Origin of the sequence: Streptomyces sp. NPDC046900 (genome assembly GCF_040644975.1) — a bacterium.
GTDB lineage: Bacteria > Actinomycetota > Actinomycetes > Streptomycetales > Streptomycetaceae > Streptomyces.
This window is the reverse complement of sequence record NZ_JBEYXD010000149.1, coordinates 1-12243: the sequence shown is the minus strand read 5'-3', so window position 1 is coordinate 12243 and position 12243 is coordinate 1. Positions and strand designations below refer to the sequence as shown.

10 protein-coding genes and 2 pseudogenes are annotated in these 12243 nt (G+C 68.4%); 5 read left to right on the top strand and 7 right to left on the bottom strand.

Features of this window, described 5'->3' with window-relative positions; translation table 11 throughout:
* Positions 1-240: 240 nt before the first annotated feature.
* On the bottom strand, positions 241-1650 hold the full coding sequence (locus ABZ904_RS48540; protein WP_361830569.1) for an MFS transporter: 1410 nt from the start codon (positions 1648-1650) through the stop codon (positions 241-243).
* A gap of 127 nt (positions 1651-1777) precedes the next feature.
* Between ABZ904_RS48540 and ABZ904_RS48535 the strand changes: the two are divergent.
* Together ABZ904_RS48535 and ABZ904_RS48530 are read left to right on the top strand one after the other, a co-directional pair.
* Positions 1778-1935: pseudogene (locus tag ABZ904_RS48535) on the top strand (IS5/IS1182 family transposase); the annotation flags it as partial.
* A gap of 151 nt (positions 1936-2086) precedes the next feature.
* Positions 2087-2572, top strand: a complete 486-nt coding sequence (locus ABZ904_RS48530) for a zinc-binding dehydrogenase (protein WP_359410562.1) — start codon at positions 2087-2089, stop codon at positions 2570-2572.
* A 145-nt stretch (positions 2573-2717) separates the two neighbouring features.
* On the opposite strand, the gene ABZ904_RS48525 is transcribed toward ABZ904_RS48530, so the two are convergent.
* The 6 genes and pseudogenes from ABZ904_RS48525 to ABZ904_RS48500 form a co-directional block, all read right to left on the bottom strand.
* Positions 2718-4688: a SpoIIE family protein phosphatase gene (locus ABZ904_RS48525; RefSeq protein ID WP_361005719.1), complete on the bottom strand. Its 1971-nt coding sequence runs from the start codon at positions 4686-4688 to the stop codon at positions 2718-2720.
* Positions 4689-5367: 679 nt separating this feature from the next.
* On the bottom strand, positions 5368-5868 hold the full coding sequence (locus ABZ904_RS48520) for a DsbA family protein (RefSeq protein WP_361830567.1): 501 nt from the start codon (positions 5866-5868) through the stop codon (positions 5368-5370).
* Positions 5865-6137, bottom strand: a complete 273-nt coding sequence (locus ABZ904_RS48515; protein WP_361005724.1) for a Na+/H+ antiporter NhaA — start codon at positions 6135-6137, stop codon at positions 5865-5867. The genes ABZ904_RS48520 and ABZ904_RS48515 overlap by 4 nt, the downstream gene beginning before the upstream one ends.
* Positions 6138-6277: 140 nt before the next feature.
* A pseudogene (locus tag ABZ904_RS48510) lies at positions 6278-6511 on the bottom strand (Na+/H+ antiporter NhaA); the annotation flags it as partial.
* A gap of 348 nt (positions 6512-6859) precedes the next feature.
* Positions 6860-7114: a hypothetical protein gene (locus ABZ904_RS48505; RefSeq protein ID WP_361005727.1), complete on the bottom strand. Its 255-nt coding sequence runs from the start codon at positions 7112-7114 to the stop codon at positions 6860-6862.
* A 69-nt stretch (positions 7115-7183) separates the two neighbouring features.
* A complete protein-coding gene (locus ABZ904_RS48500) occupies positions 7184-7375 on the bottom strand; it encodes a hypothetical protein (protein ID WP_359410567.1) in 192 nt (63 codons plus the stop codon).
* A gap of 822 nt (positions 7376-8197) precedes the next feature.
* On the opposite strand from ABZ904_RS48500, the gene lpdA reads away from it, so the two are divergent.
* The 3 genes from lpdA (at position 8198) to ABZ904_RS48485 (ending at position 12020) form a co-directional block, all read left to right on the top strand.
* Positions 8198-9583, top strand: coding sequence for a dihydrolipoyl dehydrogenase (lpdA, locus tag ABZ904_RS48495; RefSeq protein WP_361830564.1), 1386 nt, complete (start codon positions 8198-8200; stop codon positions 9581-9583).
* A gap of 245 nt (positions 9584-9828) precedes the next feature.
* Positions 9829-10746, top strand: a complete 918-nt coding sequence (locus ABZ904_RS48490) for an NADP-dependent oxidoreductase (RefSeq protein WP_359410569.1) — start codon at positions 9829-9831, stop codon at positions 10744-10746.
* A 329-nt stretch (positions 10747-11075) separates the two neighbouring features.
* Complete coding sequence (locus tag ABZ904_RS48485; protein ID WP_361006321.1) at positions 11076-12020, top strand: NADP-dependent oxidoreductase; 945 nt, start codon at positions 11076-11078, stop codon at positions 12018-12020.
* Positions 12021-12243 lie beyond the last annotated feature (223 nt).

Below are 12243 nucleotides of genomic sequence, written 5' to 3'. Positions count from 1 at the left end.
TCTGCTCGACAAAACACACCGACCGGTACCGGACAAACCCCGAATGAGACCCGACCCGCGAACGAGCGGCACAAGGCCCACGTCGGAACAGCCGGTTGTACGGACAACACGCCACCCAGGCACGCCAGCTCCCCATACACACCGGACGAACATCACGACATTACGTGATGACTCTTAGCTCATTGCGCCGATCCGCGCGCGCCGATCGACGTGCGTCGACGAGCGCGGGCGGCGACCTGCTCAGGGTCGGGTGGGGTCTGGATGACGGTGAGGTTCGTCATGATTACTCACCATGCTGGCTGTTCCCGCGGTCGTGTCGGTATGCGGGTTGCGTGCAAGGAGGACAGCGAACAGGGTGGCGACGATGGCAAGTCCGCCGTACCCGAGGGCGATCTGCGGTAGCGAGAAGGTGTTCGAGAGTTGCCCGGAGATGAAGCTGAGGAGGGCGGCGCCGACGTAGCAGAGGAGGTAGATCGCACTGAAGATCGGTGCCCGGTCGGCCAGGGTGCTGCCGTACAGCAGGCCGCGGGTGGCGGCACTGATGGCGATGCCTTGACCGGCGCCGGCGACGATCGTTGCGGCGATGAACAACGCCAGTGTGCCTGCGTCGATCGCTGTGATGATGCCGATCCATCCGGCCAGGAAGATGGCCATGCCGATGCGTTGGGCCGCCGCGGATGTGAACCGGCCGCCGAGGGGAGCGCCGAGAACGCTGGGGGCCATATAGGCGGCGAACACCAGTCCGAGGACGAGTGAGCTGTGGGTGTGGAGTTGATCTTCGACGAGCGCAGGCATGAAGGCCTGGTAGAAAGCCCCGGTCGTCCAGGTGGCCACGAACACCGCGGCCGCGACAGGAAGCAGATGCCTGACCCGGGCCGGTACGCCGATCCGGGGTACCAGTGATCGCCAAGCGCCAGGCGTCGGCTTCGCGGTCTCCGGGCTGATGACGATGAGTGCGGCAGACAGTACGAGGAGACCGGCGGAAACCAGGTAGATGAGGTGGCGCGGCCAAGGGCCGAACTGGACCAGGGCGCCGGAGGCGATCGCGCCGAGGGACAGGCCGAGCATGGGTCCTTGGCTGGACGCGACAGAGGCCAACCAGGCCGGCCTGCTAGGCGCGGCGTCGACGATGTAGGAGGTGAGGCTGCTGCCGGCCAACCCCGTACCGACGCCCATCAGGAGCCGGCCGGCCAGCAGAATGCCGATGTCGTGCACGTTCAGCAGCAGCAGACAACCCAGCAGAAGCAGACCGAGGCTGGCGATCGCGGTGAGCCGTCGGCCCAGATGATTGGACAGTCGTCCCAGCACCAACAGCGCGGCGATGGTGCCGACGGAGTTGGCGACGACGGCCAGCGCGATATCGGCGTTGGTGAACCCATCCTCAGCCCGATAGGTGTTGAACAGGGGGATCGGCGCGACCAACGCGGCAAACGAGGCCACCAGGGAGACCACCGCAGATGAGAATGCCAGCCGGAGCGTTCTGCCCCGGCGAGGCCGGTTGATCACTGGTGCCACGTCTTGCATCGAGCCGTGCCTTTCTATTGTTCTGAACCACGCCGGAGTTTCTGGAGGCTCCGGGCTGTGTCTCTGCCCAAGGGACCGACGCCGGACAGAGCCAGGCCGGTGCAGCCGGGCCAACTGGCGCACCACGCGACACCGGTGAGCACGAAGGCACAACAGATGGCGTCATGGTCCGTCTCATGAGCGTCGATCCGCGGCGCCGTCTTACCAACAACGTCGCGATCTCGCCCGTGCCTCCTCGCCCTCTCGCCGTAGCTGGCTGCGTCCGCATGATTTGCTGCTGGCCGAGTTGCGTGCCGCCGGCATGCTGGACCGGTCGAGGGCGGTGATCGACGGCTCTCACGTCCGGGCCCTGAAGGGCGGCCCAAAACCGGACCGAGCCCGGTCCACCGTGCCCGGACAGGCTCGAAGCACGACGCGCGGACGCCTCGCGGGCACGATGCCATTCGATCGGGCGCACTGCCCACCCCGGGTCCCGCCGGTGCAGCGGCCCTCGCAGGCCTGCTGGTAAGGCTAGGGAGCAACGCGCCGCTAACCACAAACGATCCCCCGGGGGGCAAGGCCGATGGAGGTCGGTATCACCAACGGGAGCGGGGCCACCGGAGCCCTGGCCATCCAGCTCGCCGCGGCCAAGGGCATCGAGGTGACCGCGACCGCTTCCGCTGGCGCCGCCGAGCGTCTGCGCGGTCTGGGAGCGACTGAGGTCGTCGACTACCACGACCCGAACTGGTCGGCCAAGGTGCGCGGCGGGTTCGATGCCGCCCTCATCATCGCCACCGGCACTGCGGACGCCGCCCTGCCTCTGCTGCGTGACGGCGGCCGCCTGTGCTCCGTGACCTCGGATGCGCCTCCTGAAGAACGAGGTATCACGAGTTGGAATCTCTACGTCGAGCCCAACGCCGCGCAGCTTGCCCAGCTGGCGGAGCAGGTGGCCGCGGGAGCCTTGAAACTCGCGCCGGAGCCCCTGCCGCTGAGCGAGGGACCTGCTGCGTTCGCCCGGGTGGTTACCGGACAGGCCGGCGGTAAGAAGATCGTGCTCATCTGCGCATGATTCAACCAGGCACCGCCCGATCTTGATGCTGGGTCACGGTGCTCGCCGGGACAGGGAGCGGCCGCATATGGCAGCGCGGTATGGGGATCACCTGCACTTGCCGCTTGACTGGCGTCCGTGATCGTGCACAGGGTGGCGGCGGATGTCATCCTGCACGTCGGATGACCAGTACGGCCGCATCGTCGATATGGCCCACCGCGACGGCTGCGTCGAGGATTCGGTCGGCGGTCGCCTCGGCGTCCAGTCCGTCGTGGAGGGCTTCCCCGGCCAGTGTTCCGATCAGCTCCAGTCCGGCATCCAACGTCAAACTTGGCCCTTCCAACACGCCGTCGGTGACCATGACCAGCGCGTTGTCCCTGTCCAGGGTGAAGGTCACCTCGTGGTAGTCGGTGTCGGGCACGACTCCCAGGACCGGGCCGCCCGGCAGCTCACAGACGTTGTGGCTGCCGTCTTGGTGCGCGTACAGCAACGGCACGTGGCCGGCGCTGGTACCGGTGACCTGGCCGTCGTGTGGATCGATGTGCAGCATGGTGCAGCTGGCGAATCGTGCGGTGCCCATCGTGATGAGCAAGTCGTTGGTGCGTGTCAGCACGGTTCCGGGATCTGGTTCTTGGGCGGCGATCGCACGCATGGACGAGCTCACTTGTCCCATGAAGGCGGCGGCGTCCACGTCGTGCCCTTGAGCGTCGCCGATCTCCAGGGCGATCGCGCCGTCGGGCATGACGAAGGCGTCGTACCAGTCGCCGCCGATGTCGAGCCCGTCCTGGCTAGGTCGGTAGCGGGCGGCGACCTCCAGGCCCGGGAGGTGCTCAGGCAGCGTGGGGAGCATGGTCTGCTGGAGCGCCGTGGCCAGCTCGATTCGTGCCTTTTGCAACCTGATGCGCTTCAGTGCCTGGCCTGCCAGGTCGGTCAGAGTACTGATGAGGGCACGCTCGTGCGGGGACCAGTGGTGCTCACTGTCGTAGGTGACCGACCAGGCTCCGACCAGTTGTTCGCCCAGCGGGCCGAGGGGACTGACCACGGCAGCGAAGTCGGCCCCGAGCTGGTCGATCCACGGCAATAGGACTCCTTGTGGCCAGTGGCGGATGTATTGCCTCTGGTTGGGAATGAACTGCGGTTTGCCGGTTCGGATCGCATGGGACAGTGGGCTCGGGGCATCCAGCGACAGATCTTGCAGGGCCTTGGCCAGCGGCAGCGGGTACCCGGCATCGGAGAGAACGCGTAGCCGGCCGTCGTCGACGAACGCCAGCATCGCGCCGGTACCACCGAAAGTCGCGGCGAGCCGTGTCAGGATGACCTGCTGCAGTTCCTGCTCCGTGGCTGCAGTGATCAGGGCGGAGGAGAATTCGGCGACCTCGTCGGCGCGCTGCCGCTCAGCAGTCAGCGCGACCAACGCTCTCCGTCGGCGCGCTCCCTGCTGGGTGTCGTCCCGGACCACTGCGAAAGTCCGCACAGGGCCGCCGAACCCCAGTTGGATCCGACGGGTCTGGCAGGCCAGATGGCGCCAGTCATCGTGCTCAGCGAGGTACCGCAACCTGATCCAGGGTGACTGGGGGGCGGTCGTACGCATGAGCCGGCGCAGCGCCTGCCGGTCATCAGGGTGGGCTCGCCGCAGCACGTCGGACATGGACACGGAGGCCTCCGGAAACAGCATCGCCAGGGCGGGTGCGCCGCCCATCCACTCCACCTGGCGGTCATCAGGGGAGCACATGCACAGACCGAGATCGGCGGCGTTGGCTGCCAATCGGAACGGAATCAGCAGACTGCTCAGGTCGTTCCCGGCGTGCAACGAATGCACCCACACGAGCTGCTCGCCACCCGCGGGATCCTTCACTGCCCGCGCCTCTATCAAGCAGACAACGGGTGCATCGCCTGGCCCGGGGAACTCCAGCACTCGCATGGCGACCGTTCCCGTGGTGGCGGCGTGGGCGACGAGACTCCTGGCTGACATCCGCTGACTTGCGGGCAACAGATCACCGATGTCACGACCCACGCACTGGTTCGCCGGCCTGCCCAGGTTGCTGGCCATCGCAGCATTGAGGCTGCGGATGGCACCGTCCAGGGTCAGAAGAGCCGACGGGCCGGCGCTTCGAAGGAGCTCGTCCGAGGCGTCCATCTACCGCTCCCTGACGATCAGCGAGCGACGTTATATTCCTATTTATCGTACTTCGACTCCCTGGGGCTTCGCGTTACCCGATCAGGCACCCGGCCGGGCTCCGTTACGCCGGGCGAGCTGTCCGGCTCCACTGCTGCCTCCGACTCGCTCTGGTGAGTTGCCTGGGGTCAGACACGATTTCCCCATGTGTCTTCCGACAGCTGCAGGTTTCGGAGAAGGCGCAGGCCGCAGAGGGTGAACGGGAGCCCGCTGTAAATCTGCCGTGTGTATGAGCGGGGCCGTCTCTGGGCCGTCGAAGGGCGGCCCAGAGCGACCAACGACTACCAATGCGGAGCGAGCTCACCAACGAGGTAGAAGGGGGCCTTCATGTTGACGCCTATCAGCGAGTCGAACACGTCCTCGTCGTAACCTTCGATCGGGCCGAAGACGCCCGCGCCGGCGTTGTTCTCTGGGATGTCAAACCCAATCTGGGGTCGGGTTCGGCCCGCTCCCCAGGGGCGGGGGAGCGGGCCGGCGCGATGGCGGCGATGCCCTCGGGCGAGTCGCCGAAGAAGCCTCTCGCCGGTCGGCGGTGGTTCTTACGCCTCACTGTGCCGGGGAGGCCGGCCATGGCACAGCGAGGCGGCGACGCTCGTCGCAGCCGCGCGTACGGCCAACCACCATCGTGTGGACGGGCTGTCTACCTCGTGTCGACGCCTGCACGGCGGCCGCCTGCCCGGGCCCGCTCACGGGCGTCGCGCACGGCGGCGGACAGGCTGGCGATGTCATCGGCGCCGTGGTGCCGGAGCCCGTTGACGAAGAACGTGGGCGTCCCTGCCACGCCGCGGAGGTCCGCCGACTCCACATCCTCGGCCACGCGCGCTGCGCCCGCCCGGCCGCGCAGGTTGTGCTCGAAGCGCTCGGCGTCCAGTCCGATCTCCGCCGCGTAGCGGCTCAGGTCGTCCGGCTGCAGGGAACCCTGGTGAGCAAGGAGCAGATCGTTCATCTGCCAGTGGCGACCCTGCGCACCGGCTGCTTCTGCCGCTTCGGCAGCGATCTGGGCGTGCACGCGGACATCCGCGACGGGGAGGTGGCGCCAGACGTAGCGCACGTTGTCGAGTCCTCCCAGCAGCTCGCGGATGACGGGCTCGGCCTGGCCGCAGTACCTGCATTCGTAGTCACCGTACTCGAGCACCGTCACCGTCGCCGGGCAGGGTGGTCGCGGCAGGGTTCGACGTCCACTGCCAGGTTGACGATGCGCTCCGCCGTCCCGATTCGGGCCCTGAGCCGTGCCGTCTGCGGGAGGAGCCCGATGGCCCCGTTGACCGCCCAGGCGAGTGTGAACGAGGCGATGACGACGCCCAGCACGCCTGCCTTCGCCAAGTCGAGCTGTGCGCCATGGAAGGCGCGCGCCGCGATGAGCAGCGAGACGGTGAATCCGGCCCCCGAGAGTGCCCCTCCTGCGGCCACGGCCCTGGCTCAGGAAGGTCGCCGCCGCAGAGTGGCCCAGGATGCCAAGAGGCTTGCCGAGCACGTATCCGAAGAAGATGCCCAACGTGACCGGGGGAGGTGGCCGCTCGGCGAAGGAGGTCGGCGTCGACCGGGATCCCGGCGTTGGCCAGGGCGAAGAGCGGCACGATCGCGTAACTGGTCCACGGGTGGAACAGCCGCTGCATGCGCTCGTTGGGGGAGACGGCGGAGGCCAGGCCCTCGCGCGCGGAGCGTGCCAACTCAGGGGCCGGCTGCTCGCGGAAGAGCCCGCTCGCACACTGGAGGTTGCTCCGCAAGGCTGGGGCGGCGTAGGTCAGCAGCCCTATGGCGAGTCCGATGATGACCGGGTCCACCCCGACTGTGCCAGGGCGACCCAGGCGGCGCCGTGTTCGCCCATATCAGTGCGGTGAGAGTGGCCGCCAGGAGGACGACGGCGCTGCCCGTCTCGGTGTGGAGGACGGCACACAGCGGCGAGCGGGCGCTCTGTCCGCGTTCCGTCCGGCCGGAGAGCTCGACGGGGCTGGAGGGCAGGCTCATCGGACCGGCCCGCCGTCGGATGGGGCAGGGACTGGCGGCAGTCGGTCGGGCGCGGGCCGCCCTGCGCCCGTGCGGGCGCACGTCCCCGGGCCGCGCCCTCCGGCTGCCCCTTGTCGGCGGATGCTCCGCCCAGGCGCCTCTCGCAGCGGCGTCCGACTGCCGCCTCATCGTGCCTCCTCCCGTACCCCGGGCCCCACTGCGCCGGCGGTCCCTTGCGCAGGCGGCGGGGGCATGGCGAGCGAGGCCCACAGCAGGGCCGCGACGTAGGTGCGGTACGGCGACCAGGGCAGCGCACGGCGCCGGGGTTCCTCGACGCCCTGTACCGCGTCGAGCTGCCAGGCGCGCTGCACGGCCTGACGGCCACCGATGTCGCCCGCGGGCAGGACGCCGGCGCGCTTGAGCTGGTGGCCGAGGAACATCTGAGCAGATCACAGGCCGACGCCGCGCACCGCGGAAAGGGCCGCGAGCGCCGCGACGTCGTCGACGCCCTACCATGCCCTCCAGGTCGATAACCCCCTCCACCTGGCGCCGGCGAGTTCGTGCACGTATCCCGCCGTGGCCCAGGGCAGGGCGAGGAGCCCATCGGGGCTGACGGCGCCGCCCGCGGCGTCCGACACCCGGCGGTAGATGCTTATGACCGCCGCGGTGGAGATCTGCTGGCCCGCGATGTGCAGGGCCATGACCTCGAAGTTCGTCGACGACGGGTACTCGCGCCCGGCCCAGGTGAACGGATTGGGCCGGCCGACCCGCTCGATCAGCTGCGCGAGGACGGGGGGTCTGCGGCGGCCAGATGGCTGTAGGCCGCTCCATCGCGGAGAGGCATAGCTGCTCCATGCATGTCGTGGTGGGGCGAGGCGGTCGGCCTCGCCTGGTGCGTGGTCCCTGCGGCACGCACGGCCGCGCTCTCAGGGCCGGGCAGCGGCGGTCCCCCGCGATCGGCTCGCCCGCGAACCTCCCCTCACGCCCGGTCGCCGGCCCAGGCCTTCCCGCGCGCGGCTTCCGGCACTCCTGACTACCTGAAGGGCGCGCGGCGGGTGCGTCCTCGGCATCTACGCGGCGTACCCGTCCCTGGCAGGGCGCCCCGCCGGGTCCGTCGCCCGCTGCCGCATCCCGCCCCTCCCGGGTGCACGAGCATCTCAGGGACCACGACGGGGAGTAGACGCCGAGTCGATGCCAGTAGGTCCTACTTGGAACCGCGGGTGCGACTGCGCCCCCACTGCCCACAGGACGGACAGGACGGAGGCGGGCTCGTGCGGGTTCATCCCCGGCGGCACGGGAAATCGGCGAACTCGGCGAGCTCGGAGTCCGGCGGGTGAGCACGGGCTCTCTGCCCTACGGTGCCGGTGTCCGGGCCGCCGCCGGCATCCGCGACGGCCTAACCCGCCAGCGGTGACGCCGTACCCGGATATGCGGCAGCGGCTCGTCCGCTTCGCCCAGGCGGCCTGCGACCGACGGCTGTGACCCGCTGCCCAACAACCAACACGACGACCGGGAGGAACAGCATGACCGACGTTGCCGAAGACTTCGACCTCGTTGTCCTGGGGGGCGGCAGCGGTGGTTACGCTGCCGCTCTGCGTGGGGCGCAGTTGGGCCTGCGCACCGCGATGATCGAGAGACACAAGCTGGGCGGGACCTGTCTGCACAACGGATGCATCCCTGCCAAGGCCCTGCTGCATGCTGCCGAGATCGCCGACCAGACCCGCGACGCACAGCTCTTCGGCGTGATGGCCACGTTTGAGAGCATCGACATGCCCGCGGTGCAGCGCTACAAGGACGAGACGGTCGACAGCCTGTGCAAGGGGCTGACGGGCCTGGTCAAGGCACGGGACATCACCTACATCGAGGGCGAGGGCCGACTGTCCTCCCCGACCTCCGTCGACGTCAACGGTCAGCGGATCCAGGGCCGTCACGTTCTCCTGGCGACCGGCTCCGTGCCGAAGTCGCTGCCCGGCCTGGAGATCGACGGCAACCGCATCATCTCCTCCGACCACGCCCTCGTCCTGGACCGCGTGCCGAAGTCCGCGATCATCCTGGGCGGCGGTGTCATCGGCGTCGAGTTCGCCTCCGCGTGGAAGTCCTTCGGCACGGATGTCACGGTCGTCGAGGGCCTCAAGCACCTCGTCCCGGTCGAGGACGAGCACTCCTCCAAGCTTCTCGAGCGCGCGTTCCGCAAGCGCGGCATCAAGTTCAACCTCGGCACCTTCTTCCAGAAGGCCGAGTACACCCAGGACGGCGTCAAGGTCACCCTCGCCGACGGCAAGGAGTTCGAGGCGGAGGTCCTCCTCGTCGCCGTCGGCCGCGGACCGGTCTCCCAGGGTCTCGGCTACGAGGAGCAGGGTGTCGCCATGGACCGGGGCTACGTCCTGGTCGACGAGTACATGCGGACGAACGTCCCGACCATCTCCGCTATCGGCGACCTGGTCCCGACCCTCCAGCTCGCTCACGTCGGCTTCGCCGAGGGCATCCTGGTGGCGGAGCGTCTGGCCGGCCTGAAGGTCGTCCCGATCGACTACGACGGTGTCCCGCGGGTGACCTACTGCCACCCCGAGGTCGCCTCCGTCGGCATCACCGAGGCCAAGGCCAAGGAGATCTACGGCGCGGACAAGGTCGTCGCTCTCAAGTACAACCTGGAGGCCAACGGCAAGAGCAAGATCCTGAACACCTCGGGCGAGATCAAGCTCGTCCAGGTCAAGGACGGTGCCGTGGTCGGCGTCCACATGGTCGGCGACCGCATGAGCGAGCAGGTCGGCGAGGCCCAGCTGATCTACAACTGGAAGGCGCTACCGGCCGAGGTGGCCCAGCTCATCCACGCCGACCCCACGCAGAACGAGGCGCTCGGCGAGGCCCACCTGGCCCTGGCCGGCAAACCCCTCCACACCCACGACTAATGCGTCACGTGACGCACCACGCAACTCCGGTGAGCGAGAAGGCCGACCGGATTGCGCCTGTATCTATCTCATAGGCGCCGATCCTCCGCCGTCTTACCGACAACTTCGCTATTGCGCTTGTTCCTCGACGCCCTCGCGCCCCACCCCTTATTCATCAGCGTGGTAAGACGCCGAGGTCCGGCGCCGCTATCACTGGTGAACCGAGAATGCCGTGCAGGCATGGACTGGATATAGGGAGGTGCCGGATGAAGGCGATTGTGGTGACGGATCAGGCCGCGGGAACGGCCGGGATGACGCTGGTGGAGCGGCCCGATCCCGAGGCGGCGGGGAACGATGTCCTCGTTCAGGTTCATGCATCGGGATTCACTCCAGGCGAGCTGTCGTGGCCCTCGAACTGGACCGATCGCCTCGGCCGTGACCGGACGCCTTCGATTCCCGGACACGAGCTGGCCGGAGTGGTCACCGCCCTCGGCTACGGCACGACGGGGCTGTCGGTGGGACAGCGGGTGTTCGGCCTCACAGACTGGACTCGCGACGGCACCCTCGCGGAGTACGTAGCCGTCGAGGCACGCAACCTCGCACCGCTGCCGGGCGATGTCGACTTCACGGTGGGCGCGTCCCTACCGATCTCCGGCCTGACCGCGTGGCAAGGGTTGTTCGAGCACGGCCGCCTACGAGCGGGGCAGAGCGTCCTCGTGCACGGTGCGGCCGGCGGAGTCGGATCGATGGTGACTCAGCTGGCACGAGAGGCGGGTGCGTACGTCATCGGCACTGGGCGCGCTGCTGACCGCCAGACGGCCCTCGACTTCGGTGCGAAGGAGTTCGTCGACCTCGATAACGACGCCCTGGAAGATGTCGACGGGGTCGATGTGGTGTTCGACGTCATCGGCGGAGACATCGGGAAGCGGTCCGCAGGTCTGATTCGCGCCGGAGGAACTCTGGTGACCATCGCCGGCCCGCCGGAGGCGCGCCCCGCCGACGGCCTGGCAATCGACTTCGTCGTCGAGTCCGATCGCGCCCAACTGGGTGAGGTCGTCCAGCGGGTCCGGGATGGTCGGCTGCGGACAAACATCGCCAACGTGGCTGCCCTCGACGATGCCGTCGCTGCCTTCAACCCGACCGAGCGGATCAAGGGAAAGACGATCATCCGCGTTCGTCCCTAAGGACTCGGAGACAGCAGAGTCCCCCGCTATGTCGTCCTAGCGGGGTCTCCTCTCGCGTCACTGCGTGATGTGGCTACGCCGTACGCCTGACGGGGGCCTGTAGTGTGCAGGGCGGCATCTGTCGGGGGATGGGGAGGAACGGTCAGGACCCTTCGTTACGGGGACTCCCGCATGCGTCGATTGCACCTTCAGCGGTGTACAGAATGAGGGATCGTAGCCGCGCCTCCATGCCGGCTCATCTGCCGTTGTAAGACGCCGAGCCCATGCGGCGCTAATAGTTTGCGGCTCGGCGTGCCGTGGAGGCGAAGACTGGCACAGGGAGGCGGACGATGAAGGCGATCGTGGTGACGGACCAGGCCGCGGGAACGGCCGGGATGAAGCTGGTGGAGCGGCCCGAGCCACAAGCATCGAGGCTCGCCAGCCTCGCGGGCGCGAACTACGGCGATGTCGTCGTTCAGGTTCATGCGTCGGGATTCACCTGGGATGAGCTGTCGTGGCCCTCGACCTGGATCGATCGCCTCGGCCGTGACCGGACGCCTTCGATTCCCGGACACGAGCTGGCCGGAGTGGTCACCGCCCTCAGCTATGGAACGACGGGGCTGTCGGTGGGACAGCGGGTGTTCGGCCTCACAGACTGGACTCGCGACGGCACGCTGGCGGAGTACGTAGTCGTCGAGGCACGCAACCTCGCGCCGCTGCCGGGCGACGTTGACTTTACGGCGGGCGCCGGCCTCGTGATGCCGGGCCTGACCGCGTGGCAGGGACTGTTCGAGCACGGTCGCCTGCAAGCGGGGCAGAGCGTCCTCGTGCACGGTGCGGCCGGCGTAGTCGGATCGATGGCAACCCAGCTGGCACGAGAGGCCGGCGCCTACGTCATCGGCACCGGGCGCGCTGCCGGCCGTCAGACGGCGCTCGACTTCGGTGCGAAGGAGTTCGTCGACCTCGATAACGACGCCCTGGAAGACGTCGGCGGAGTCGATGTGGTGTTCGACGTCCTCGGCGGAGACATCGGGAAGCGGTCCGCAGGTCTGATTCGCGCCGGAGGGACACTGGTGACCATCGCCGGGCCGCCCGAGGCGCGACCCGCCGACGGCCTGGCGGTCGACTTCGTTGTCGTGTCCGATCGCGCCCAACTGGCTCAGGTCGCCCAGCGGCTCCGGGATGGTCGGCTGCGGACAAACATCGGCAACGTGGCTGCCCTCGACGATGCCGTCGCCGCCTTCAACCCGACTGAGCGGCACAAGGGGAAGACGATCATCCGTGTTCGTCCGTAAGGGCTCAGGGAGAGTGACCGGGCCTCGTGGATCAGCGTCAGCCGTGTGACCCGGTCGCTCACGCCGGTACGGCGTGGTGACAGCCGTCTCCTCGTCGTGCATTGCAAATGCGCGAGCGATGCTGGATTCCGCGCGCGCCGAACCTGGGAGAACCATGCAGAGCAGGCCGTCTCCGTCTTTGCAGGCGAGTAGGGCACCGAGTGGATGGCGGGGCTACCGCTGG

Excerpts from the sequence above, each read along its gene's own strand:
- ABZ904_RS48530 (WP_359410562.1), top strand. The coding sequence starts at position 2,087 with ATGGAGGTCGGTATCACCAACGGGAGCGGGGCCACCGGAGCCCTGGCC.
- ABZ904_RS48525 (WP_361005719.1), bottom strand. The coding sequence starts at position 4,688 with ATGGACGCCTCGGACGAGCTCCTTCGAAGCGCCGGCCCGTCGGCTCTT.
- ABZ904_RS48505 (WP_361005727.1), bottom strand. The coding sequence starts at position 7,114 with ATGTTCCTCGGCCACCAGCTCAAGCGCGCCGGCGTCCTGCCCGCGGGC.
- ABZ904_RS48500 (WP_359410567.1), bottom strand. The coding sequence starts at position 7,375 with ATGGCCCTGCACATCGCGGGCCAGCAGATCTCCACCGCGGCGGTCATA.
- lpdA (WP_361830564.1), top strand. The coding sequence starts at position 8,198 with ATGACCGACGTTGCCGAAGACTTCGACCTCGTTGTCCTGGGGGGCGGC.
- ABZ904_RS48490 (WP_359410569.1), top strand. The coding sequence starts at position 9,829 with ATGAAGGCGATTGTGGTGACGGATCAGGCCGCGGGAACGGCCGGGATG.
- ABZ904_RS48485 (WP_361006321.1), top strand. The coding sequence starts at position 11,076 with ATGAAGGCGATCGTGGTGACGGACCAGGCCGCGGGAACGGCCGGGATG.